Below are 24,793 nucleotides of genomic sequence, written 5' to 3'. Positions count from 1 at the left end.
GTACCAGCGCGTCCAGCCACAAAAAACCGCGCGATGCGAGCGATTCCCTCACGCCAGAGTGCGGTCCCGCACCCAATTCCCGAATCGCGCTTCAAGGCTCCGACATGCCCGGCATCGCCATCGTGTGTAAAAACTACAAGCACACCCTGCAAAAGCGTTAAACCCCTTAATACAAAAGGACTTTACCGACTCGCCCGCGACCTCAAAAAACCCCAAAAACACCCATTCCGTTCCCGATCTTTTTGCCCACGGGTAATAGCTTCAATCACGACAATGGTGTAAGGTGCAGCGGTTCCGTCTCAAAAATAGAGACTGCAAGCGCACCGCCAGACTGCAGGAGAGATCGCATGAACACACCCGAACGGGCTCGTCTCGAAGATGTTCTGAACCCGCATCGCGACGCCCTGCTCGCCGACTGGGTCCGCCTGCATCTGCCCATCGCGCTGCGCCGCGGTCTCGCCATGGAAGCGGAGATCCGCGAGCAGTTTTCGACCTTCCTCAAGGTGTTTCTCGACACGCTCGCAAAGTCCGACGCGCTCGACGTCAATCGCCCGGAATGGGAGCCGGTGCGCGCTTTTCTCGCCGATATGTCGGCTCATCGCGCGCGCCAGGGTTTCACGCCCGCCGAAACCGCCACTTTCGTGTTCTCGCTCAAGCAGCCGCTCTATGCGCGTCTGCGCGAGAGCTTCGTGAATCCCGCCGAGCTGGCCGAAGTCAGCTGGTCGATCAATCTGCTGATCGACGAACTGGGCCTCTACACCACCGAGGTGTTCCAGAAGAGCCGCGAAGCGATCATCGCGCGTCAGCAGGAGGAACTGCTGGAGCTCTCCACGCCGGTCGTGCAGTTGTGGGAAGGCATTCTGGCGCTGCCGCTGATCGGCACGCTCGATTCCGCGCGCACCCAGGTGGTGATGGAAAGCCTGCTGCAGAAGATCGTCGATACTGGCGCGGGCCTCGCGATCATCGACATCACCGGCGTGCCGACCGTCGATACCCTCGTCGCCCAGCATCTGCTCAAGACCGTGGCCGCCGCGCGGCTGATGGGCGCGGACTGCATCATCAGCGGCATCCGTCCGCAGATCGCGCAGACCATCGTGCATCTGGGCGTCGATCTCACCAACGTCACCACCAAATCCACGCTCGCCGACGCCTTCGTGATCGCGCTGCAGCGCACCGGCTCGTCGATCATCAAGCCGAAAGCCGCGGCTTAAGGGAGCAGGCGCGCGATGGAACGCATTCCGATTCTGCGTCTGGGCGACTGCCTGATCGTCTCGATCCAGGTGGACATGCACGACCGCCTCGCGATCGCGCTGCAGGACGATCTCACCGCGCGCATCGTCAAGGAATCCGCCAAGGGCGTGCTGATCGATATTTCCGCGCTCGATGTGGTGGATTCGTTCATCGGCCGGATGATTTCGAACACGGCGGCGATGGCGATGGTGCTCGATGCGCAGACCGTGGTGGTCGGCATGCAGCCGTCGGTGGCGATCACGCTGGTCGAACTCGGTCTCACGCTCACCGGCGTGCGCACCGCCCTTAATGTCGAAAAAGGCATGGCGCTGCTCAAGCAGCGTCAGGTCTAGCACGCCGGTTGCCTGCGAGATGAACGGCAACGGCGCGACCGACCGGCTGCTCACCCAGGTGAGCCTGCGCTCGGACGAGGAAATCGTCCGGCTGCGGCAGATCGTGCGCGACGAAGCGATCGCCCATGGCTTTTCGCTGATCGAGCAGACCCGGTTCGTGACGGCGGCGAGCGAACTCGCGCGCAATACGCTGCAATACGGCGGCGGCGGCGATGCGCGGCTCGACGCCGTCAGCAACGGCGTGCGCGTGGGTCTGAAGCTCACCTTCACCGATCAGGGACCGGGCATTCCCGACATCGAACGCGCCTTGCAGGACGGCTTCACGAGCGGCAACGGTCTGGGCCTGGGTCTGGGCGGCTCGCGGCGTCTGTGCGATGCGTTCACCATCGACTCCACGCCGGGCAGCGGCACCACGGTCACCATCATCAAATGGAAAGTACGCTAGACGGCGCGTCCGGCTCGGCCGGCGGCACCCATCGCTCCTTCGAGATCGGCGACGCCAGCAGCGTGGCGTTCGCGCGCCGCGGCGCGGCGCAGGCCGCGCAACTGGCCGGGCTCAACGAGACCGACGCGGGACGCCTCGCGATCGTGCTGACCGAAGCCGCCACCAACATCCTCAAGCACGCGGGCCACGGCGAACTGCTGGTGCGCGCGCTGGACGGCGGCGTGGAACTGATCGCGCTCGATCGCGGCCCCGGCATGACCGATGTGCGCACCGCGCTGTCCGACGGCCACTCGACGGCTGGCACGCCCGGCACGGGTCTGGGCGCGATCCGGCGGCTTTCGAATCAGATCGCGCTGTGGTCGCAGCCGGGCCACGGCACGGTGCTGCGCGTGCTGGTGCAAAAGCCCGGCGCGCCGCGCGCGGCGCTCTCCGGTCCCGAGATCGGCGGCGTCTGCGTGCCGTATCCGGGCGAGGAAGTGAGCGGCGATGGCTGGCAGGCGCAGGCCGATCCGGGCGGTTTCACGATCGCGCTCGCCGATGGCCTCGGTCACGGCGCGGAGGCGCACGTGGCCGCCACGGCCGCGCTCGAAGTGTTGCGGCGGCGCGCGGGGCTTTTGCCCGCCGCGTTGATGGAGCTGTCGCACGCGGCGTTGCGCCCGACGCGCGGCGCGGCGCTCGCGCTGGCGCGCTTCGATCTCGTGCGCGCCAGCGTGAGCTTTTGCGGCACCGGCAATATTGCGGCGGTGGCGTATGGCACCGGGCGGCCGGGGCTTGCGGGCGCGGCTGCGTCGGCGAGTTTATCGTCGAACTCGTCGTCGAACTCGTCGTCGAACTCGTCGACGAATTCGTCGACGCATTCAATCAGCGCGCAAGGCGACGCCCGCCCGAGCTACCAGATCGTCTCGCGCAACGGCATCGTCGGTCACACCATGCGCGGCACCCAGGAATTCGACCTGGCCTGGCGCGCCAACAGCCTGCTGATCCTGCATTCGGACGGCGTCGGCACGCGCTGGGATCTGGACGCCTGGCCGGGGCTCGCCCATCAGCCGGCTGTCGTCATCGCCGCCGTCCTTTACCGCGACTTCTCGCGCCGCCGCGACGACGCCACCGTCGTCGTCGTCAAGGCGCAGCCGGGAGTACAGTTGAACCATGAATACGCCACTGCTGCGCATCCGCATTGAAACCGCCCAGGACGTCGTCGTGGCGCGGCGGCGTTCGCGCGACCTGGCGGCGGGCTTCGGTTTTTCGACGCTCGACCAGACCCGCATCGCCAGCGCCGTGTCCGAAATCGCGCGCAACGCCTTCGACTACGCAGGCGGCGGCGAGGTCAGTTTCGCCTTCGACGCGGCACGCTCGCCGCAGACGTTCGAAATCATCGTGCGCGACCACGGCGAGGGGCTGCGCGATCTCGCAGCCGTGCTCGACGGCACGTGGCGCTCGCCCACCGGCATGGGGCTGGGCATCACGGGCAGCCGGCGGCTGATGGATCGCTTCGAGATCGAATCGACGCCGAAAGGCACCACCGTCTCGATGGCGCGCAGCCTGCCGCACGAGCGCTCGACGCTGCGCGGCCAGGAACTGGAGCGCATCGTCAACAGCGCGGCCGCGCTCGCGCCGCAGGCCGATTCGCTCGAAGAAGTGCAGCAGCAGAATCGCGAGCTGGTGGCCACGCTCGACGAACTGCGCGAGCGTCAGGAAGAACTGGCGCGCCTGACCCAGGAACTGGAAGCGACCAATCGCGGCGTGGTCGCGCTCTATGCGGAACTCGACGAACGCGCCGAAGAACTGCGCCGCGCCGACCTGATGAAAACGCGCTTTCTCTCCAACATGAGCCACGAACTGCGTACGCCGCTTTCGTCGATCCGCGCGCTCGCCAATCTGCTGCTCAACCGGCTCGACGGCGATCTGACGACGGAACAGGAGCGCCAGGTCAAGCTGATTCTCGCCTCGGCGGAAACGCTCGGCGAAACCGTCGACGATCTGCTCGATCTCGCCAAGATCGAGGCCGGCAAGACCGAAGTCACGCCCGCGTGGTTCGATCCCGCCGATCTGTTCGCCGCGCTGCGCACCATGCTGACGCCGCTGCTGGAAACACCGCATGTGTCGCTCGAATTCGCCGCCACGGCCGACTTGCCGCGCCTTTACACCGACGAACCCAAGCTCACGCAGATCCTGCGCAACTTCGTCTCGAACGCGCTCAAGTACACCGAACGCGGTCTGATTCGCGTGGGCGCGCGGCTCGAAGCGGACGGCGAGCGCATCGTGTTCTTCGTCGCGGATACGGGCATCGGGATTGCTCCCGAGCATCACCCGATCATCTTCGAGGAGTTCGGCCAGGTGCAGAACCGTCTGCAACAGCGCGTGAAGGGAACCGGCCTCGGCCTGCCGTTGTGCCGCAAGCTGGCCGCCTTGCTGGGCGGCGAAGTGGGCGTGGAGAGCGAACTGGGCGTGGGCTCGACGTTTCATGTCGATATTCCCGTGCGGCTCGCCGATGCCGCTCACGCCAGCGATGAACACAACGAACCCGCCGGCTCGGGAGGCACGGCATCATGACGCCCGACGCCACACTCATCCTCAATGTCGACGACAACGAAGGCGCGCGCTATGTGAAGTCGCGCGTGTTGCGCCACGCGGGCTTCGCGGTGATCGAAGCCGCCACGGGGCAGGCCGCGCTCGACGCCGTGCGCGAGCACGCGCCCGCACTCGTGCTGCTCGACGTGAAGCTGCCCGACATCAGCGGTATCGACGTGTGCCGCCTCATCAAGCAGGACCCGCGGACCAATTCGACGCTGATTCTGCAGACGTCGGCCGCGGCCGTGCAGGCGCGCGACAAGATTCGCGCGCTCGACGGCGGCGCCGACAGCTATCTGACCGAACCCGTCGATCCCGCCGAACTGGTGGCGAACGTGCGCGCGCTGCTGCGCCTCTACGCCGCCGAAAAAGCGCTGCGCGACGCCGACCGCCGCAAGGACCACTTCCTCGCCACGCTCGCGCACGAGTTGCGCAACCCGCTCGCGCCGATCCGCAACGCCATCGAACTGCTCGACCCGCGCCACGGCGCAAGCGACGCGGGCCGCGCCGACGCGCGCCAGATCGCCAGCCGTCAGGTCGAACATCTCGGCCGGCTGGTGGACGATCTGCTCGACGTCTCGCGGATTTCGCACGGCAAGATCGCCTTGCAGATGAACACGCTCGATCTGCGCCAGATCGTCGAAATGGCGGTGGAAACCAGCCGCCCGGTGCTCGACGCCAAGCAGCAGCAACTGACCGTGAGCATGACGGCGGCGCCTTGCCATATCGTGGGCGACGGCATTCGCGTCGCGCAGATCATCAGCAATCTGCTGTCGAATTCGGCCAAATATACGGCCGTGGGCGGCGCGGTTACCTTGCGTCTCGATGCCAGCAACGCCGACGTGGCGATCAGCGTGCGCGATAATGGCATCGGCATCGCGCACGACGAGCTGCCTTATGTGTTCGAACTCTTCATGCAATCGCGCGATGCGGTCAAGCGCGCGGACGGCGGGCTCGGCATTGGCCTCGCACTCGTGCGCGAGCTGGCGGAACTGCATGGCGGCTCCGTGGCCGCGCATTCGGAAGGACTCGGCAAGGGCTCGGAATTCGTGGTGCGGCTGCCCATCGTGCTCGCGCCGGATACCGACGCCGTACCCCTAGATAACAACAATATGGATAACGAACAAATCTCACGCAAACGACGCGTACTGATCGCCGACGACAATGTCGATTCGGCCACCTCGCTCCTGATGCTGCTCGAACTCGAAGGCCATGACGTGCGCGTGGCGCACGACGGCCCGAGCGCGCTGACGATCGCGCAAAGCTTCGAGCCGCATGTGGCGATTCTCGATATCGGTCTGCCAGGCATGGATGGCCATGCGCTCGCCAAGGCGCTGCGCGCGCAGCCGGCCACGGCGCACACGCAGCTGATCGCGCTCACCGGCTACGGCCAGGAACGTGACCGCCAGGCCACCACCGAAGCCGGCTTCGACCGGCATCTCGTCAAGCCCGCGCCCTTCGACGAAATCCTGCGCGAGATCGAAGGGACCAAAGCCAGCTAGACGCACGCCGCGGCGTTGCACTGATGAATACGGGGATTTCCGATGCAGCCACGCGCCATTCATAGCGGCGATCTCGAACTCGTCTGCCGCCATCGCGAGGCGATGTTCCGCGAAGCCGGCCGCGACGCGGCCACGCTCGCGACCATGACCGCGCACTTCCGCACGTGGCTCGCGCCGCGTCTTGCCGATGGGCGCTACTTCGGTTTCGTGCTGAATGAAGCCGAGGCCGAAGCCGATACCGATGCGCCCGTCGCGGGCATCGGCCTGATGGAAATCGACTGGCCGCCGCATCCCGCTCACCCCGATCAGGACCGGCGCGGCTATGTGCTCAATGTCTACGTCGAGCCGCACGCTCGGCGGCGCGGCCTCGCCCGCCAGCTCATGGAACTCGCCGATGCCGAATTCGCGCGGCGTGGCATCCGCTACGCGATCCTGCATTCGACCGAGCAGGGCCGCGATCTGTATCGGCAACTCGGTTGGGGCGGGACGACGGAAATGGCGAAGGCGCTGTAACCCGCACTTCGACGCCCGTTTCGCTCAAGCCCCCGTTCATTCGTGCCGTTAACCGGTTGAGCCATCAACCTTCTCACGGAGCCACGCTTGAACGGGAACACGCGCGCCTTTATTTCCAGACCCAAAACCGGCGCCCTCGCCGCGCTCGCGGCCTTCGTCCCTCTTTCGGTTGCGCTGCTGCTTTCGGGCTGCGTGACTCATACGCAAGTGGTCGCCGCGCCCGCGCGCCCCGTGGTGGTGGCCGCGCCGCCGCCCGCGCCGGTCGTGGTGGGCGCGCCCGCCTACGTGCCCGAGCCACATGACGCCTATGTGTCGGTCGCGCTCGATCGCGATGTGGTCTACGTGGGCGGCATGACGTACATCTGGTTCGTCGGCCCGGATGGCCAGCGCCATCGCCACTACTATGGCCGCGGCGATCTGCGCGGCGAGGTGTTCCATCGCCGTGCCGAACTGCGCAACGTGATGGCGCATCACGACGGCCATCTGCCGATGCAGCAACACGCCTTTGTCGAGCCGCCGCCGCGCGCGCCGCATGAGCCGCGCGTGCATGTGGAAATGGTCTCGCGTCCGGGCGGTCATGGCGCGCCGCGCCCGATGCCGCACGCCGAAGCCCATGCGCAGCCGCATCCGCATGCGCGCCCCGACACGCGCCAGGCGCAGCATCACGCGCCGGCGCCCAGCCGCAACGCCGCCGATCATGGCCGCCGTCTGCCGAACGCCCATCCCGGCGATGCGCATCCGATGGCGGGCAATCCGCGTCATACGGTCTAGGCCGAGGTTTAGGTTTAGGTTTAGGTTTAGGTTTAGGTTTAGGTTTAGGTTTAGGTTTAGGCCTTCGCCAGAGCCACAATACAAGCCGCCGGGCGCATCGCATGCGCCCGGCGGCTTTTTCATGCCCGTTTATTCGACATCCTCATTAATGTCGATCTGCGCCCAACCCCCGCGAAAACTTCAACGCTTATATCGGCACTTATATCCGCGCTTATACCAGGCATCGCGGAGCACCATTTATATCACGTTACGATATAATTCGGCGCAATCGAAGCTTCCCGGCTTCATGCTTATAACGTTCGATTTGTCGCTATTTCAACTGTGTTTCGTCTGAACTTCTCCCGCTGGATCGCACGCTTCGCGCCGCCACCCGTCACCTTGCGCTGGCGCGAACGTCTGCGTTCGGGCGTCGGCGCGCTGATCGGCATTGCGCTCACCGGCGCCGTCTCGCAGCACCTGCTCGGCAACGCTTCGACGATCCCCTGGCTGATCGCGCCGATGGGCGCTTCGGCCGTGCTGCTGTTCGGCGTGCCAGCCAGCCCGCTGGCGCAACCGTGGTCGATCATCGGCGGGAATCTGGTTTCGGCGGTCGTGGGCGTGACCTGCGCGCTCTTAATCGCCGATCCGGTGCTGGCTGCCGCCGTGGCCGTGGGCGTGGCGATCTGCGCGATGTTCACGCTGCGCTGCGTGCATCCGCCTTCGGGCGCGGTGGCGTTGACTGCGGTGCTCGGCGGCCCTGCCGTGCGCGCGCTCGGCTACGAGTTCGTGCTGGAGCCCGTGCTGCTGCAATCGTTCGTGCTGCTGGGCGCGGCGCTTGTCTATCACAAGGCCACCGGGCATCGCTATCCGCATGCTGCGCTCGCGGCGAAATCCACGCCGCCCGCGCCGGCCGCGAGCGGCTTCTCGCGCGCCGATCTCGAAGCCGCCCTGCGCGAGCGCAACGAGCTGATCGACGTCGATACCGACGATCTCGAAGCGCTGCTGCGCGAAACCGAAATTCGCGCCTACGCACGCACTTTCGGCATGCTCAATTGCGCCGATGTCATGTCGCGCAACGTCGTCAGCATTACGCCCGCGACCACGGTGGGCGAAGCGCGCGCGCTGCTGCGCGAGCATGACGTGAAGGCGCTGCCGGTGGTGGACGCACAGCGTCACGTCAAAGGCATCGTCACCCGCGCCGATCTCGCCGACGATGGCGCCCGCCAGCATCCGCTGCGCGCCTTGCTGCGCACGCTCGGCTTCGGCCCGCGTGAACGCGCGGGCAACGATGCGCGCGTCAGCACGTTGATGAGCACGCACGTGCGCACGATTACCGCGGCGACGCCCATCGTCGAATTGCTCGCGCTGTTCGCAGGACGCGGCCATCATCACGTGCCGGTCGTGGACGGCGAGCGCCGCCTCACCGGCATCATCACGCAGGCCGATCTGATCTCGGGCCTCTACCGGCAAACGCAGCCGCTGCAAAAACAGAGCGCCTGAAACCCGCAACAGCGCCGCCGCAATGTCCTATTGCGGCCATAAATATCATGTTGTGATATATTCGCAGATCGAAACGTCCCGCCCTGGATCCCCGATGAAGCAAAGCCCACGCGGCCTGAAAAAGGCCGATTTCGAGCAACTGTCCGAATTCCGCTATCAGATGCGCCGTTTCGAGCGCTTCTCTGAGCAGGCCGCCCAGAACGAAGGCATCACGCCACTGCAGTATCTGTTGCTGCTGCATGTGAAGGGCTATCCTGGCCGCGAATGGGCCACCATCGGCGAACTGGCCGAGCGTCTGCAGGCGCAGCACCACGGCGTAGTCGCGCTGGTGTCGCGCTGCGAAGCGCTCGAACTCGTGGAGCGCCGCGTGAGCGAGCGCGACCGCCGCCAGGTGGAAGTGCATCTGCTCGACGCTGGCGAAAAGCTGCTCGTGCGCCTCGCCGAACTGCATCGCGCGGAACTGCGCTCGCTCGAAGACGCTTTCACCATTCCGCAAATCGACCTTTGAAGACCATGCATTCCGACGATTCCCACAAGCGCGATTTTTCGGCCAACGCTCGCCTGCCCGGTATCGGCGCGCTGGCGGCCGTGATTGGCGCGCTCGCCACGCTCGCCGCGTTCGTGCTGCTGAGTCTGATCCACTGGTTCACGAACCTGTTTTTCTTCGGCCGCTTCTCGTTCGCCGATCATTCGCCCGCGCTCAATACGCTCGGCGCGTGGGTGATCGTCGTGCCGGTGGCGGGCGGGCTGATCGTCGGGATGATGGCGCGCTTCGGTTCCGAAAAGATTCGCGGCCACGGCATTCCCGAAGCAATCGAAGCGATCCTGTTCGGCAAGAGCAAGATGTCGCCGAAGGTGGCGGTGCTCAAGCCGCTGTCGTCGGGGATCGTGATCGGCAGCGGCGGGCCGTTCGGCGCGGAAGGTCCGATCATCATGACGGGCGGCGCGCTAGGTTCGCTGCTCGCGCAGTGCGTGCGCCTTACCGCCGCCGAACGCAAGACGCTGCTCGTGGCCGGCGCCGCCGCTGGCATGACGGCGGTGTTCGGCACGCCGGTCGCGGCCGTGCTGCTCGCGGTGGAATTGCTGCTGTTCGAATGGCGTCCGCGCAGTTTTCTGCCGGTGGCGCTCGCATGTGCCGTGGCGGGTTTCGCGCGCGCGGTGTTCTTCGGCACCGAACCGCTGTTCGCCATGCAGACGCCGCCGCCTCAAGCGCTCGCGCTCGGCTCGTGTGTGATCGCCGGGCTGCTCTCGGGCGCGCTGGCTTCGGGTTTGTCGGTTTCGCTTTACAAGGTCGAAGACCTGTTCAAGCGTCTGCCGCTGCACTGGTCGTGGTGGCCCGCTATCGGCGGTCTGGCGGTGGGGATCGGCGGTTATATCGAGCCGCGCGCGCTGGGCGTGGGCTATGACGTGATCGGCGATCTGCTGCATCAACATATTCTGTTGCAGGCGGCCGTGGCGATTCTCGCCGTGAAGGCCGTGATCTGGGTCATCGCGCTCGGTTCCGGCACGTCGGGCGGCGTGCTCGCTCCGCTGCTGATGCTGGGCGCCGGGCTGGGCTGCGTGCTCAGCCACGTGCTGCCCGGCAGCGATCCCGCGCTGTGGCCGCTCGTGTGCATGGCCGCGACGCTCGGCGCCACGCTGGGTGCGCCGCTCACGGCCATCGTGTTCGCCTTCGGCCTCACGCACGACGGCAATGCGCTGCTGCCCTTGCTCGCCGCGACGCTGGTCGCGCACGGTTTTGCGACCGTCGTGATGAAGCGCTCGATCATGACCGAGAAGATCGCGCGGCGCGGGTATCACATCTATCGCGAATATGGCGTCGATCCGCTGGAGCGCCATTACGTCGATGAGGTGATGACGCGTCAGGTCGAATCGATCGACGCGAACATGAGCGTGCGCGAAGCGTTGACGCGCTTCTTCGGCACGACGCAGCAGCGGCGCGCGTGGCCCGTGGTGCGTGACGGCCGGGTGCTCGGCGTGGCGGATCGCGCGATGCTCGAAGCGGTGCGCGTGGACGAAGCGCTCGATCAGCCGATCGGCACGCTGTTCGCCGCGCGTGCGGTGGATGTCGCGCTGCCCGAGGAAACTTGCCGCCAGATCGCCGCGCGACTTGCCGTGCATGGGCTGGAGCGGCTGCCGGTGGTGAGCGATCGCGAATCGAAGCGGCTCGTGGGCATCGTCTCGCGCAGCGATCTTGTGAAGCTGTCGCTGGCGCATTTCGAGGAAGAGACCAAACGCGAACGCTTTCGCCGTATCGGCACGGGCGGCGGCAAGCGGCGGTTTCCGCCAGTGCGTCGCACGGGCTGAGGCCGCGGGCGCACGCAGCAGAGAACCGTCGCGCGATACGGGCGGTTCTTCTGCTGAATGGTGAATGCTGAATGCTGCTCGCTGAACTCCGTTGCGTCGGGTCTCGACGCGTCAACACCCGCTTTTCTGCTTTAACGGCATCGCGCAGAATTGGCTGTTAGTTGCAATACAACACGCCGATCTGCGCCATTCGAGTGCCAGAGCGCGTCGCACGCACTGCTGCGGTGCACCACATCCGATCTAAAACCGGCCTGCGCCCCGCCGCTGCGCCTTCTTCGCCCTCATTTCGTGCGGCGCACAAACTGGCACGCACCTTGCTGAAAGGATGACGTGTGCCGCAACGATGCGGCGCACCACGTACGACGACGCCCCACACGTCGCGATCCATTTCAGTCGGGCAATGCAGTTCGACTCGCGAGGCAAACGCATCGAGCCAACCGACTCGCGCGATGCGCCACGTCGAAAGCCTTCATGCCATCGACCCAAGAAACACCATGCTGCGCGTCCTGCTCGTAACCGACACCGACAAGCCCATCGGCGATCTGCGCGACGCGCTCGCGCGCCTGGGCTACGACATGCTCGCCGAGCCCGCGACGCCCCAGGCGCTGCATCGCGTCGTCGAGCGCGAGCGGCCGGACGTCATCATCATCGATACCGAATCGCCGTCGCGCGACACGCTCGAACAGCTTGCCGTGATGAACGCCACCGCGCCGCGTCCCGTGCTGATGTTCAGCAACGACGCCAATCAGCAACTGATCCGCTCGGCGGTCAACGCGGGCGTGACGGCGTATCTCGTCGAAGGGCTCGCCGGCGAGCGCATCGCGCCGATTCTCGAAGTCGCGCTCGCGCGTTTCGCGCAGGAAGCGCAACTGCGCGAGCGTCTGACCCAGGCCGAGAACGAACTCGCCGAGCGCAAGCTGATCGACCGCGCCAAGCGCATCCTCATGGAACAACAGAAGTTGACCGAGCCCGCCGCCTACGCTTCGCTGCGCAAGCGCGCGATGAACCAGAGCCTCAAGCTCGCCGAAGTCGCCCGCCAGATCGTCGCGGCCGCCGACGCGCGCGAGCGCGACGCATGAACTCGCCTATGAATGCCACCGCCAACCCAGGCGCCGCGCCGTCCACACCGGCCGCGCGGCTCGAAAAGACCCATCTGAAGATCGGCTTCGTGCCGCTCGCCGATGCCGCGCCCGTCGTCGCCGCGAAGCTGCTGGAGTTCGGCCACGCGCACGGCCTCACGCTCGAACTGTCGCGCCAGCCGACGTGGGCCGCGCTGCGCGACAAGCTGCTGGCCGGCGAGCTGGACGCCGCGCACTCGCTGTATGGGCTCGTCTATGGCGTGCAGCTTGGCATTGGCGGGCCGCAGACGGACATGGCCGTGCTGATGGTGCTCAACCGCAATGGCCAGGCGATTTCGCTATCGAACCGTCTCGCCGATGCGCTCGCCGAACACGGCACCTTGCCGCGCGCGCTCGCCACGCTGGGTCGCAAGCCCGTGTTCGCGCAGACTTTCCCGACCGGCACGCACGCGATGTGGCTGTATTACTGGCTCGCTTCGCAGGGCGTGCATCCGCTGCGCGACATCGACAGCGTGGTGATTCCGCCGCCGCAGATGGTGGCGGCGCTGGCCGAAGAGCGGCTCGACGGCCTGTGCGTGGGCGAGCCCTGGCCCGCCCTGGCGCAGCGGCGCGGCGTGGGGCGCACGGTGATCCGCAGCGGCGAGATCTGGCCGGATCATCCGGAAAAAGTGCTGGCCTGCCGGCGCGATTTTGTCGCCAGCAATCCAAATACGGCGCGCGCACTGGTGCAGGCGATGCTGGAAGCCTGCCGATGGCTCGACGGCGCGGGCCATCGCAGGGAAATTGCGCAGTGGCTTGCGCGGCCCGAAATGCTGGGCGCGGATGCCGATCTGATTGCGGCGCGGCTGGAGGGTGAGGCCGGTTTGAGCGCGTCCGAGATGAAGTTCTTCGAGGACGGCGCGGTGAATTATCCGGTGGAGTCGGAAGGCGTCTGGTTTCTGACGCAGTTCGAGCGCTGGGGCATGATGGCGCCGCGTACCGACTATGCCGGGATCGCCAGCGCGCTGAATCAGACGGCGCTTTATCGGGAAGCGGCGGGCGCGATGGGAATTTCGGTGCCTGCTGTGTTGCCCAGGCCGGTGTTCGTCGATGGACACACCTGGGATGGGGAGAATGCGGCGGCGTATGTGGAGGGGTTTGAGATCAAGGCCTGAAACACCACGCCGCCCGTCCCGCTTACTTCACCACCACTTCCGTATGGCCCACGACCGGCGGCTTTTCGAAGTACGGGCCAACCAGGCGGCGCCATTCCTGGAAATCGGCGGATTCGCGGAAGTGGACCATGTGATCTTCGAGCGTCTCCCACTGCACGACCAGCACGTACTGGTTCGGCTCTTCCACTCCGCGTTGCAGCTCGACCGCACGGCAGCCGCGCGCGCGATGGAAAAGCGGCAGCGCCTGCGTGACGCCCGCTTCGAATTCGGCGTTCTTGCCTGCCAACACCGTGATATGCGCCATTTCGTAGACCACGTTCTGCTCCTTGCTATGCGTTGATTCGTTGATGCGTCGGGATGCGCGCCTTCGCCGTAGCTGACGCGCCCGCCACGTTATCACGGCTGCACGTTCGACCACACGCTCACTTTCCGCGCTTCATGACGGAATCAGGGGGATACCAGAAGTCACGGGACATATTGAATCCATAGGTCTTGCCGTCGTAGTGCAGCACAATGCGCTTCGTGTACTTGCCTGTCTCGACCCATTGCAGCTTTTTTACCTCTTCGCGTGTGACTCGTGCGCTGAGCGCGAGATCTGCGAAACCGTGGCTGGCGGTCTTTTCGAGAGCAATCGTAATGGCAGCGTCCGCGCCGTGTGTCTGGTCGAAGCCGGGACCGCACGAATTCGGGGCAATGCTAGCCCAGCCATAGAGATTCGTGCCTAATACAGCACGCAGCGCGCTGCCTTCTCGCACGTAGAGCGTCAACTCCTGGTCCGCAGCCGCATCGGCGCAACTCGGGCCGCGTCCACTGCTTTTGAATACCACGCCAAACGCGCGTACGTCGGGCGAAAGCCAATACGGCGCGGTATCGATGCGAAAGCTACCGACCTGCTCCGACGGGTCTTCTTCGATCGTGGAACGCGTAGCCGCAATCACCTGATCGCCTTTAACCAGTGCGACGACCTGCGCAATCTTGCCGTCATCGCTATTCGGGCCAACATGATCCGTATCGAACGCGAGCGCTGCAATCGTCGTATCCGGCGCATCCGGCATCGCCTTGCAGGACGCCGCCGCAAGCACGCCGTTGCCGTTGCTCCAGGACGCGAGATTGCCTTTCACGCCCGCCCACTTCGCCACCGATGCGACGACCTCATCGCCGCAAGGCTGATCTTCGCTGGCTTGAGCAGGAGTAGAGAGTGTCGCAACAACTGCCAACGCGAGCGGCAGGAATGTACGCATAAGACCGGTTTCCCCATTGAGCTTGAAAAGCGCGAAGGAGAATACCGCAAGACGAAACGCGGCGCATGCAGGAAACCCACATGCGCCGCGTTCGGAGAACAGAGGACAATCAGAACTTCGTATGCAGACCCACTCGTGCAACCGCCTGGGTCTGGCCGCTCGATGCGCCATCCGAGCTGTTCATGCCGTTGATCTGCGCATTGCCGCCCGAGCTGGCACGCTGATACACGCCGAGCACATACACGCTGGTGCGCTTGGACAGCGCGTAATCGACAATCGCCGCCAGCTGGTGCGCGTGATTGTTATCGACCACGTCGTTACCCTTCATGTACATATACGACGCACCCGCGCTCAGCGCCGGCGTGAAGTAGTAATGCGCGCCCACCGAGCCCTCATACACGGAACCGCCGTTATACGAGTTGTGCACCGTCGTGAACAGCGCGTTGGTGATCCAGTTGCCAAACTTGTAATGCGCGCCGATACCCCAGTTGCGCACGCTCACATCGCCTTCGCCGCTCACCACGTACTTGAGGTTCGTGTAAGCCGCATTCACGCCGAAGTTTTCGTGCGCGTAGTTCAGCGCGAAGCTCGAACCGTTGCCCGTACCGATCGAACCCGCCACGTTGCCGAAGCTGTACATCGCGCCCGCGCTGAAGCCGCCGAACGTCGGCGAAACGTATTTCACCGAGTTGTTGACGGTCTCGCCCGCCATGCGGTCCCAGTCGAACGCGCCGGTCGCGTTGCTCGGCAGCGCGAGCTTGTCGAACGGACCCGCGCGGAAGTCGTAGAAGTGACCCGACAGTTCGGCCGGATCATCGCCCGCGAAATACAGCGAGTCCGTCATGAAGTCGTACTGGTTACCCAGCGAGAGCTTGCCGTAGACGGGGTTGCTCAGGCCGACGATCGACGTGCGGCTAAAGAGGCTTTTGTTCGGCATGAAGCTGCCGTTGTCGATCTGAAACTGGTTGACGAGCTGGAAGAACGCCTTGCTGCCGCCGCCCAGATCTTCCGTGCCGGTGATGCCCCAGAGGTTCGGGCCGTTCACGCCGTCGTCCATCTTCACATTGCCGTGGCCGCCCTGATTGCTCACGTAGGTGATGCCCGTATCCATCATCCCGTAGAGCGTCACGCTGCTTTGTGCGAACACCGGGCCTGCGCAGATCACCCCCGTCAGCGCGGCGATTATTTTTTTGTACTGCTTACCGTTTGCCATTCTCCAAGCCTCCTGTTTATAGATCTAGATTCGTCTTGTTTGTATTCGTCGATTGTGGCGGGTGCGAACGCGACGTTCAGGCGTCCGCGACCGGCGCAGTAATGAAGCGCAGCGCGAGGCGGTTCAGCAGGATCGCAGCGGCAGCCACCAGAGCGGGCACGGCCAGCACCGAGAACACCGTCGAGAAGCTGAAGCCCAGCGACAGCAGCACGCCACCCACGAACGAACCGAGAATGCCGCCCAGTCGGCCGAAGCCCAGCATCCAGCTCACGCCCGTGGCACGGGCACGCGTCGGGTAGCAGGTCGGTGCGAGTGCGTTGAGGCCCGTTTGCGCGCCGCTCATGAAGAAGCCTGCGCAAGCCACCAGCACGGTCAGCATGCTGGATTTGAGCGTGCCCATGCCCAGCGCGAAGATGAACACGCCGCCCAGCAGATAAGCCGCGCCAATCACGGCGTTGCGGTCGAGACGGTCCATGGCGAAGCCCACGACGATCGCGCCCACCGTGCCGCCCAACTGGAACATGCCGGTAATCGCCGCTGCGCGTTCGACCGGAAGACCTGCGTCCTTGATCAGCGTCGGCAGCCAGCCGGTGAGCAGATAAATGATCAGGAGTCCCATGAAGTAGGTGACCCACAGCATCAGCGTGCTCATGGCGTAGCCATCGGCGAACAGCATGCGTACCGGCGCCTTGGCGGCAACGGCCGGTTCCGGCGAGGTGAAGCGCGTCGTGGCGGCGAAGCGATGACCGCTGACACGCGAGAGCGTCGCGGCAATACGTTCGGCGGAGAAGCGGCGCACCAGCAGGAAGCGTGCGGATTCCGGCAGCAGACCCATCAGCACCGGCACGAACAGGATCGGCAGCACACCGCCGAAGACGAACACGCCACGCCAGCCGAAGTGCGGAATCAGCGCCGCCGCAACAAAGCCGCCCATGCCCGAGCCGAAGTTAAAGCCCGTGAACATGATGGTCAGCAGCAGCGAACGGCTTTTCGAGGGCACGTATTCGGAGAGCAGCGTCGTCGAGTTCGGCATCGCCGCGCCCAGACCGAGGCCCGTGAGGAATCGCAGCGCGACCAGTTGGCCCGGCGTATTCGCGAAGGCGCACAACAGGCTGAAAAGACCGAAGCACGCAACCGAGCCCAGCAGCACTTTCTTGCGGCCGATGCGGTCCGCCGACGGTCCCGCGACCAGCGCGCCAATGGCGAGGCCAACCATGGCCGCGCTCATCACCGGGCCGAATGCGGCGCGCGTGATCGACCATTCCTTCATGACGACCGGCGCGACGAAGCCCATCACGGCCGTGTCGAGCCCATCGAGCGTCACGATCAGAAAACAGAGGGCGAGGACGAGCCATTGAAAGCCCGACATCCTGCGGGAATCGATAAAGCCCTTGATATCCACTGCATCAGCAGAGTTCATGCGTGTCTCCGAAGTTAATATTTCCCCGCTCGCGCGCTTCGTCGGCGCGGGAGTGTGTTGCTACAAGCTACTGCGGATCAATCGGCGGGCGCGCCGTGTTCGGGTGGCGCGCCCGCGGCCAGTCAAGCGGTCAAACTGCGTCGGGCACCTGACGCGTCTTCAGGAACGCTTCGAGCGTTTCGCCCCGCATGCACGCGTACATGCCCAGATTGGTGATCTTCACGACACGCGCGAACTTCTCCAGCACGAAGAAGCACACGCCGTACTGCACGAGGCCAAGCCAGTCGGTGTTGTCGACCAGCGTGCGCTCTTCGCTCGTGAGCGCGGCGGCGTCGTAGGCCGCCTTGCGATCGCCCAGCCACAGCTCGCGCGCGGCCGGCGTGCGCATCATCCAGAAGAAGCGGTTCAGACGCATCGCCTTGATGCTCAGGCGGATGTCGAACGGATACGTACCGGTCAGCGCTTCCACGCCTTCGAGTTGCGGATTCATCGTGCGCCCTCCTCGTTACCTTCCGCGACGTTCTCGTAGATCGTCACGGCCATCGCCGTGCTGGTCGCGAGGTAGTAGTTGCGGTGCACTTCCTTGATCTTCGGCGCGAGCGCGCCGCGCATCGCCAGCCACATGATCGTTTCCACGCTTTCCGCGCCGCCCAGGCGCACGTAGTCCACGTGCTTCATCTTCGCGAGCCGTTCCGGGTCGTTGACGATGAGGTCGAGGAACTCCATGTCCCATTCGGTGTTGTTGAAGCCGCTGCGCTCGCCATGCACCTGATGCGAGAGGCCGCCCGTGCCCACCACCACCACGTCGAGATCTTCCTCGAACGATTCGATCGCGCGTCGCATCGCCTGACCGAGGCGATAGCAGCGGTTCGCCGTCGGCAGCGGATACTGCAGCACGTTCATTTCGAACGGCACCAGCGCCGTGGGCCAGCCGCCGTCGTGCGGCAGCATCAGCGAAAGCGGCGAGTTGCAGCCGTGATCGAGCGGCTTGTCCTGGAAGATCGTCAGATCGAATTCGTCGTTGACGAGCTGTTCGGCGATATGGATCGCCAGTTCCGGGTGACCGGCGATATCCGGCAGCGGACGCTTGCCCGCGCCTTCGTCGGCGAATTCGTGCTGCGGCGAGACGCCCAGCGCGAAAGTCGGATAGCAGTCGAAGAAGAAACTGTTGGCGTGATCGTTGTAGAACATCACCAGCACGTCCGGCTTGCGCTCGGCGAGCCACTGCGCAACGGGTTCGTACCCCTTGAAGAGCGGCGCCCAGGCCGGCTCGTTCTGCTTGCCCTTGTCGTACGCCATGCCGATCGTCGGCACATGCGAAGTCCCAATGCCGCCTACTATCCTTGCCATGCTGTGTTGCCCTCATGCCGGCCCGCCCGCGTCGTGCAAATGCGTGCCGGATATTACGTTCGATTACCGAAGGGACTCGCCGCGCTGTGGCGGAAGCGGCCCCTGTTGGGATACGAAATTACAGAATTGGCGTTTGCGTGGTAAGTAAGGGTAACCACTAACTTTTGCATTTCGAACCGCTATAAACGGGCTATCCGGCGCTTCCCAGCCTTTCTCGCTGCCGCGAAAGCCACGCGCCATAACGGTTTTTGGTATCCTGAAACGAGTTGTTCGCGATTCTTCACGACTTCACGCGGCAACCGGCCGATAAACGAAACAGATAGCAAAAGAACGAACTCGCAAGGCCGTCCGGGCGGCCCCTGGCGGGACATCGAGATGAACGAGACTACCCAGCAAACCATCGTGCAGGCGCTGCGCACGCGCATCCTTTCAGGCGAGCTCGCGCCGGGCCAGCGGCTTGTCGAAGCCCACCTCGCCGAACGCCTCGGCATCTCCCGCACGCCGCTGCGTTACGCGCTGAGCGTGCTGGCCACCGAAGGGCTCGTCGAGCGCTCCGGCGGGCGTGGCTATATCGTGCGCCGTTTCAGCGTGACCGACGTGCTCAATGCAATCGACGTGCGCGGCGTGCTCGAAGGCCTGGCCGCGCGCAGCGTGGCCGAACGCGGCGTGAGCCCCGCGCTCGCGCGCGCCTTGCAGGATTGCCTGCGCGAAGGCGATGCGATTTTCGAGGCGGGCGCCGAGGCGCTCGGCGGCGAGGCGGAAGCGCACTATGCCGATATGAACGGCCGCTTTCACGCCCTGATCGTCGATGCCGCGCAGAATCACGCGGTCAGCGCGGCGCTTGGCCTGAACGACAAGATTCCCTTCGTTTCGCCGGCCACGGTCGTCTTCGACGATGCCGCGCGCCAGCAGCAATACATGATGCTGGCCTACGCGCACCGCCAGCATCACGCCATCGTCGGCGCGTTGCTCAAGGGCGAAGGCGCGCGCGTGGAGGCGCTGATGAAAGAGCACACCCACATTTCGAAGGAGAGCCTGAATCTCTCGGTCGAAAATCTGCATCTGATCGCGGGGGCCGCATGAATCCGCCGGATCTGCTCAATCTCACGCATCTGCGCGCGTTCCGTCTGGTCGCCGATACGGGCAGCGCCACGCGCGCCGCCGCCGCGCTGTACCGCGCGCAATCGGCCGTCACGCGATCGGTGCAGGAACTCGAAACCGCGCTGGGCCAGCCGCTGTTCGAGCGCAAGCCCTCGGGCATGCTGCCGACCGCCGTCGGCCGCGTCGTGCTGGATCGTTGCGCGCGCATCTTTACCGAACTCGAAGCGCTGGCGCAGTGGTGCGCGGCGCGCCAGACGCGCCGCCGGGCGCTCGCCGAAGGCGCGCTGCCTGCGTGGCTGCTCAACACGCGGCGGCTGCAGCTATTCGTGGCGCTCGCGCGCCATCGCCATATGCCCAGCACCGCGAGCGCATTCGGCATCAGCCAGCCCGCCGTGAGCAGCGCGATGCGCGTGCTCGAAAGCGGCTCGGGCGTGACGCTTTTTCACCGCAGTCCGCGCGGCGTGCAACTGAGCACCGAAGGCGAAACCTTCCTGCTGCACGTGCGGCGCGCGCTCAACGAATTGCGGCACGTGCCCGACGACATCGCCGCCCTGCACGGCAACATTCAGGGCGCGGTCACCGTGGGCGCGCTGCCGCTCGGCCGCACGCTGATCCTGCCGGCGGCCATCGCGCGCCTGAGCGCGCAGCATCCCGGCGTGCGCGTGGTCACGGATGAAAGCGCCTATGAATTGCTGGTGGCCGGCCTGCGCGCAGGCGATATCGATTTCATTCTGGGCGCGCTGCGCGAAAACGACGCGGCCAGCGGCCTCGCCAACGAGCGTCTGATGGCAGAGGACATGGTCGTGCTCGCACGGCGCGATCATCCGCTCGCGCAGAAAACCGGGCTGAGCGTGGCCGATATGCGCAACGCCCAGTGGATCGTTTCGCGCCTGAATTCGCCGGCGCGCGGGCTGTTCGAGGCGCAGTTCAAACGCCTGAAACTCAAGCCGCCCACGCCCACCGTCGAAACCGCCGATCTCGCCGTGATTCGCGGCCTGCTGATGGGCACGGACATGATCGCCGCGCTTTCGGCGCAGCAATTGCACTACGAGATCGCGGCGGGAGAACTGGTGGTGCTGGATGTGCCGCTGCACAACACGCGGCGCGAGATCGGTCTGACGATGCGCTCGGATAGCGCGCCGTCGCCGGGCGCGCGCGCATTGATCGACGCGATCCGGCTTGCGGTCGCGGAGGCCGCGCCTGCGGTGCGGGTGGTGGAAGGCCGTCTGAGCGGCCAGAGCGCGCGCTGAACGCCGCCTCGCCATCGCGCGCATCCACGCGCGTCCACCAGAGCGCGCCCGATGGCGAACACGTGGTCCACTACCGCATCGTCACGCCCCCATACCGACGCCGGAACACGCTTCGCCGTGTTCCTTCAAATGTCATAACGTTGCGCGTGCAACGTTATTCGGCGCGCTCGCTTCAGCCTGCGCTGCCGAAGCGATTTGACCCTCTCAAACGCCCCAAAAGATAGTTGTGTGCGCACCGGCCTGTCAGGTACTCATCAGGTGCTGAAAGTGTTGCGTAAACCCCGAATATGCCCTTGATCTGCGAAAACGAATAACAATCGTTCTCATTCACAGATACAATCCGCATACTTTTGAGGTTCAGCCTTTGTCGCGCATCGCCGCGGCACTGCGCCCATTCCCCAAACGATACGTCCGCCGACGAGCCGCTGGTCTCGCGAGGCGGCTGCACGACCACACGCTTCGAATTCACTATGTCCGCAACCCGTTTGCTTTCGCCGCGCCTTGATGCGGCTGCGCTGTCCGCTTCGTCGATCCAGACCGCTTCGCCTGCCATGCCCGCCAGCCGCCGCGCGATTCTCGCCGCCGTCGCCGTGGCGTTCGCGCTGCCCGCCGCCGCGTTCGCCCAGGCCAGCAGCACCGCCGCCACGACCACCACCGACCAAAGCACCAATAGCACGCTGCCCACCGTCAAGGTGCAGGCCGCCAGGGACGCGCTGCCCGGCGATCTCGCGCCGACTTACGGCGGCGGTCAAATCGCGCGCGGCGGCAACTTCGGCATGCTCGGCCAGAAGAACAACATCGACGTGCCGTTCTCGATGACGACCTACACGGCCAAGGCCATCGCCGACAAGCAGGCACGCACCGTCGCCGACGTACTTCAGAATGATCCGGCGGTGCGCACGGCGTACGGCTACGGCAACTTCCAGGAGGTCTACGTCATTCGCGGCTTCCAGCTCGATAGCGATGACGTCTCCCTCAACGGCCTGTACGGCATCACGCCGCGCCAGATGGTGGAAACGCCGGCGCTCGAGCGCGTGGACGTGTTCAAGGGTGCGAGCGCCTTCCTGAACGGCGCGTCGCCGAACGGCAGCTCGATCGGCGGCAGCGTGAACCTGCAGCTCAAGCGCGCCGACGACAAGCCGATCACCCAGGTCACGCTCGAAGGCAGCGCTTCGGGCGAGTTCGGCACGCGTGTCGATGTGGGTCGTCGTTTCGGCGATCAGGACCAGTTCGGCATTCGCGTGAACCAGGCGAACCGCGACGGCGAAACCAGCATCGACGGCGAACACCGCCGCAACAGCCAGACCGCCGTGGCGCTCGACTGGCGCGGCGAGAAAGTGCGTGTCGAAGGCGATTTCCTGTATCAGCGTCAGCACGTTTCGGACGGCCGCCCGGTCGTGTATGTCTCGGGTACGGAAATTCCGTCGGTGCCGTCGGCGACTTATAACTACGCCCAGACCTGGTCGTACAGCTCGACCGAAGACACCGTCGGCATCCTGCGCGCCGAATACGACTTCATGCCGGGCTGGACCGCCTACGTGGCGGGCGGCGCGCGCCATAGCAACGAGTCGGGCCAGTATTCGTCGCCGTATTACACGAGCCCCGGCGTCACCACGGGTTCGCGCATGTTCGTGCCGCGCAAGGAAGACGCGACATCGGCGGAAGTGGGCGTGCGCGGCCACTTCAACACCGGTCCGGTCAGCCATTTCGTGACGGCGGGCGCGTCGATCGTGAGCGTGCATACGGAATCGGCGTGGAACATGTCGGGCAGCTTCAACACCGACCTCTACAACACGCCGCAAGTGGCTACGCCCGCGTCGAAGTACTACTCGCAGGGTCTGGACGGCAATCCGCCGCTGACCTCGACGAGCCTGATGCGCAGCGTGGCCGTGTCCGACACGCTCGGCTTCCTGCACGATCGCGTGCTGTTCACGGTGGGCGTGCGTCATCAGGAAATCAACTCGAACGCGTATTCGTCGTCGACGCTGCTGCAGACCGAGGCCTACAACGATTCGATCACAACGCCGCTGTTCGGCGTCGTTTTCAAGGCGACCAATAATCTGTCGTTCTACGCGAACCGCAGCGAATCGCTCTCCGCGGGCGAGCAGGCGCCGAGTACGGCGAAGAATAACGGTGCGCTGCTCGCGCCGGAGCGCACCAAACAGTACGAAGTGGGCGCGAAGTACGACACCGGCAAGTACGGCGCGCAACTCGCGCTGTATCAGCTCGAAAAGCCGCAGAGCTATACCAATAGCGCGGGCTACTACGTGGCCGACGGCAACGAGCGCCATCGCGGCGTGGAAGCGTCGGTGTTCGGCGAGGTGTACAAGGGCGTGCGTCTGATGGCGGGCGCGACCTACATCAACGCGGTGCAGCTGGACACGGGTACGAACGACGGCAATCGTCCGATCGGCGTGCCGAGCTTCATGTTCAACCTGGGCGCGGAATACGATCTGCCGTGGGTGCCGGGCCTGACGTTCTCGGCGCGCTACACGCACACGGGTCCGCAGTATCTGAACACGACCAACACGCTGTCGATCAAGGCCTGGGACACGGTCGATATGGGCGCGCGCTACAAGACGAACCTGTTCGGCCGCGACACGACCTTCCGCGCCGACGTGTTCAACCTGACCAACAAGGCCTACTGGAGCTCGACGACCGGCGGTTATCTGACGATGGGCGCACCGCGCACGGTGCTGTTCTCGATGACGACGGACTTCTGATCGCGCTTGAGCGCTCCACGAGCCTCATGAGCGAAGTGAAAACGCCGGTGCTGCATGCAGCACCGGCGTTTTTTTATCGGCGAAAAAAGAGCGCTTCAACCGCCGACGACGGTGATCGCAAAACCATCCCAGCCCTTGCTGCCCACGGTCTGCACCGCCGTGGTATCGAGCCGCGCATCCTGCGTGAGCCGATCGAAGTAATCGCGCAGCCCCACGACATCGGCGTCGTGATCGTTCGGATCGGCGATACGGCCGCTGCGCACCACGTTATCCGCGACGATGACCGTGCCCGGGCGCGCGAGCTTCAGCACGCGTTCGAGGTACTGCGGATTGCTGCGCTTGTCCGCGTCGATAAACACAAAATCGAACGGCGGCGTGCCGTCGCTCACCATCGCATCGAGCGAATCGAGCGCCAGCCCGGTCACGACCGTGACCTTATCGCTCAAGCCCGCGCGCGCGAGATTGGCGCGCGCCACCGCCGCGTTCTCCGGACTGAATTCGAGCGACACCAGCGTGCCGTCTTCCGGCAGCGCACGCGCGAGCCAGATCGCGCTATAGCCGCCCAGCGTGCCGATTTCGAGAATGCGCCGCGCGCCCTGAATGCGCGCCAGCAGATGCAGGAACTTGCCTTGATTCGGCGCGACGTTGATGGCGCGCAGCCCCGCTTGCGCACTTGCCGCCAGCGCGCCGTCGAGCGCTTCGTCCGCGCCGATCAAGCGATCGGAAAACCAGTCGTCTACTGCATGCCAGGTCTGTTCGTTCATTGCGCGCTCCGCGATCGATGAAGCAGCCAGCTTAACGTGCGCGCACAACGACCTGCAGTTAGCACCACCCGAATATCCGCACGACAAGTCAATCAGACACGCCTGATGACTCAATTTTCTATGCGCCGATCATGATTATCGACAAGCTTTTTTCGCTTTATTTTTTGCCGATTTCCATGCAAGCCAATGCTTGCGGGCTTTCATTCGTTATGCATAGATATTGCGGAACCGTTCGGAAACATTGCACACTCCTTCGATCCGCCGCGCGATAAGGGGTCAGGCGTGAGAGGCTTACTGCAGGCGGCTCTAGCCATGCGTTGCGCGAAT

23 protein-coding genes are annotated in these 24,793 nt (G+C 65.0%); 16 read left to right on the top strand and 7 right to left on the bottom strand.

Annotated features, from left to right (window positions below; translation table 11 throughout):
• Nucleotides 1–347: 347 nt before the first annotated feature.
• The 13 genes from G3N59_RS28125 (at nucleotide 348) to G3N59_RS28065 (ending at nucleotide 13,404) form a co-directional block, all read left to right on the top strand.
• On the top strand, nucleotides 348–1,211 hold the full coding sequence (locus tag G3N59_RS28125; protein WP_205986101.1) for an STAS domain-containing protein: 864 nt from the start codon (nucleotides 348–350) through the stop codon (nucleotides 1,209–1,211).
• A 15-nt stretch (nucleotides 1,212–1,226) separates the two neighbouring features.
• Nucleotides 1,227–1,583: an STAS domain-containing protein gene (locus G3N59_RS28120; RefSeq protein ID WP_205986100.1), complete on the top strand. Its 357-nt coding sequence runs from the start codon at nucleotides 1,227–1,229 to the stop codon at nucleotides 1,581–1,583.
• A gap of 19 nt (nucleotides 1,584–1,602) precedes the next feature.
• Nucleotides 1,603–2,028: an ATP-binding protein gene (locus tag G3N59_RS28115; RefSeq protein ID WP_205986099.1), complete on the top strand. Its 426-nt coding sequence runs from the start codon at nucleotides 1,603–1,605 to the stop codon at nucleotides 2,026–2,028.
• On the top strand, nucleotides 2,013–3,209 hold the full coding sequence (locus G3N59_RS28110; RefSeq protein ID WP_205986098.1) for an ATP-binding protein: 1,197 nt from the start codon (nucleotides 2,013–2,015) through the stop codon (nucleotides 3,207–3,209). Before G3N59_RS28115 ends, G3N59_RS28110 begins: the two co-directional genes overlap by 16 nt.
• Complete coding sequence (locus G3N59_RS28105; protein ID WP_205986097.1) at nucleotides 3,178–4,581, top strand: ATP-binding protein; 1,404 nt, start codon at nucleotides 3,178–3,180, stop codon at nucleotides 4,579–4,581. The genes G3N59_RS28110 and G3N59_RS28105 overlap by 32 nt, the downstream gene beginning before the upstream one ends.
• Nucleotides 4,578–6,101, top strand: coding sequence for a response regulator (locus G3N59_RS28100; protein ID WP_205986096.1), 1,524 nt, complete (start codon nucleotides 4,578–4,580; stop codon nucleotides 6,099–6,101). The genes G3N59_RS28105 and G3N59_RS28100 overlap by 4 nt, the downstream gene beginning before the upstream one ends.
• 42 nt (nucleotides 6,102–6,143) lie before the next feature.
• Nucleotides 6,144–6,614, top strand: coding sequence for a GNAT family N-acetyltransferase (locus tag G3N59_RS28095; RefSeq protein WP_205986095.1), 471 nt, complete (start codon nucleotides 6,144–6,146; stop codon nucleotides 6,612–6,614).
• A gap of 87 nt (nucleotides 6,615–6,701) precedes the next feature.
• Nucleotides 6,702–7,385: a hypothetical protein gene (locus G3N59_RS28090; RefSeq protein WP_205986094.1), complete on the top strand. Its 684-nt coding sequence runs from the start codon at nucleotides 6,702–6,704 to the stop codon at nucleotides 7,383–7,385.
• A gap of 321 nt (nucleotides 7,386–7,706) precedes the next feature.
• Complete coding sequence (locus tag G3N59_RS28085; RefSeq protein WP_205986093.1) at nucleotides 7,707–8,864, top strand: HPP family protein; 1,158 nt, start codon at nucleotides 7,707–7,709, stop codon at nucleotides 8,862–8,864.
• 94 nt (nucleotides 8,865–8,958) lie between these two features.
• Complete coding sequence (locus G3N59_RS28080) at nucleotides 8,959–9,372, top strand: helix-turn-helix domain-containing protein (protein ID WP_205986092.1); 414 nt, start codon at nucleotides 8,959–8,961, stop codon at nucleotides 9,370–9,372.
• A gap of 5 nt (nucleotides 9,373–9,377) precedes the next feature.
• Nucleotides 9,378–11,171, top strand: a complete 1,794-nt coding sequence (locus G3N59_RS28075) for a chloride channel protein (RefSeq protein ID WP_205986091.1) — start codon at nucleotides 9,378–9,380, stop codon at nucleotides 11,169–11,171.
• A 494-nt stretch (nucleotides 11,172–11,665) separates the two neighbouring features.
• On the top strand, nucleotides 11,666–12,250 hold the full coding sequence (locus G3N59_RS28070) for an ANTAR domain-containing protein (RefSeq protein ID WP_205986090.1): 585 nt from the start codon (nucleotides 11,666–11,668) through the stop codon (nucleotides 12,248–12,250).
• An 8-nt stretch (nucleotides 12,251–12,258) separates the two neighbouring features.
• Nucleotides 12,259–13,404, top strand: a complete 1,146-nt coding sequence (locus tag G3N59_RS28065) for a CmpA/NrtA family ABC transporter substrate-binding protein (protein ID WP_205986149.1) — start codon at nucleotides 12,259–12,261, stop codon at nucleotides 13,402–13,404.
• A gap of 22 nt (nucleotides 13,405–13,426) precedes the next feature.
• On the opposite strand, the gene G3N59_RS28060 is transcribed toward G3N59_RS28065, so the two are convergent.
• The 6 genes from G3N59_RS28060 to G3N59_RS28035 form a co-directional block, all read right to left on the bottom strand.
• Nucleotides 13,427–13,720, bottom strand: a complete 294-nt coding sequence (locus G3N59_RS28060; RefSeq protein ID WP_346777948.1) for an antibiotic biosynthesis monooxygenase — start codon at nucleotides 13,718–13,720, stop codon at nucleotides 13,427–13,429.
• Between the two features lie 106 nt (nucleotides 13,721–13,826).
• Nucleotides 13,827–14,645, bottom strand: coding sequence for a multidrug ABC transporter ATPase (locus G3N59_RS28055; protein WP_205986089.1), 819 nt, complete (start codon nucleotides 14,643–14,645; stop codon nucleotides 13,827–13,829).
• 109 nt (nucleotides 14,646–14,754) lie between these two features.
• Nucleotides 14,755–15,858, bottom strand: a complete 1,104-nt coding sequence (locus G3N59_RS28050; protein ID WP_205986088.1) for a porin — start codon at nucleotides 15,856–15,858, stop codon at nucleotides 14,755–14,757.
• Nucleotides 15,859–15,934: 76 nt separating this feature from the next.
• A complete protein-coding gene (locus G3N59_RS28045; protein ID WP_205986087.1) occupies nucleotides 15,935–17,278 on the bottom strand; it encodes an MFS transporter in 1,344 nt (447 codons plus the stop codon).
• A gap of 130 nt (nucleotides 17,279–17,408) precedes the next feature.
• Entirely contained in the window at nucleotides 17,409–17,768 is a 360-nt protein-coding gene (locus G3N59_RS28040) for a protocatechuate 3,4-dioxygenase (RefSeq protein ID WP_205986086.1), read from the bottom strand.
• Entirely contained in the window at nucleotides 17,765–18,628 is an 864-nt protein-coding gene (locus tag G3N59_RS28035) for a gallate dioxygenase (RefSeq protein ID WP_205986085.1), read from the bottom strand. Before G3N59_RS28035 ends, G3N59_RS28040 begins: the two co-directional genes overlap by 4 nt.
• 375 nt (nucleotides 18,629–19,003) lie before the next feature.
• Between G3N59_RS28035 and G3N59_RS28030 the strand changes: the two genes are divergently transcribed.
• The 3 genes from G3N59_RS28030 (at nucleotide 19,004) to G3N59_RS28020 (ending at nucleotide 23,702) form a co-directional block, all read left to right on the top strand.
• The gene (locus tag G3N59_RS28030; RefSeq protein WP_205986084.1) at nucleotides 19,004–19,711 is read left to right on the top strand and encodes a GntR family transcriptional regulator; all 708 of its coding nucleotides are present in this window, start codon (nucleotides 19,004–19,006) and stop codon (nucleotides 19,709–19,711) included.
• On the top strand, nucleotides 19,708–20,979 hold the full coding sequence (locus G3N59_RS28025; protein WP_205986083.1) for a LysR family transcriptional regulator: 1,272 nt from the start codon (nucleotides 19,708–19,710) through the stop codon (nucleotides 20,977–20,979). The genes G3N59_RS28030 and G3N59_RS28025 overlap by 4 nt, the downstream gene beginning before the upstream one ends.
• A gap of 551 nt (nucleotides 20,980–21,530) precedes the next feature.
• Nucleotides 21,531–23,702, top strand: a complete 2,172-nt coding sequence (locus G3N59_RS28020) for a TonB-dependent siderophore receptor (RefSeq protein WP_205986147.1) — start codon at nucleotides 21,531–21,533, stop codon at nucleotides 23,700–23,702.
• A gap of 95 nt (nucleotides 23,703–23,797) precedes the next feature.
• Here G3N59_RS28020 and G3N59_RS28015 read toward each other — a convergent pair whose 3' ends face one another.
• Entirely contained in the window at nucleotides 23,798–24,466 is a 669-nt protein-coding gene (locus tag G3N59_RS28015) for an O-methyltransferase (RefSeq protein ID WP_205986082.1), read from the bottom strand.
• Between the last annotated feature and the right edge of the window lie 327 nt (nucleotides 24,467–24,793).

The organism is Paraburkholderia sp. Ac-20340 (genome assembly GCF_017104965.1).
GTDB lineage: Bacteria > Pseudomonadota > Gammaproteobacteria > Burkholderiales > Burkholderiaceae > Paraburkholderia.
The sequence above is the reverse complement of the archived record's forward strand: the minus strand, read 5'-3'. Positions and strand labels throughout refer to the sequence as shown.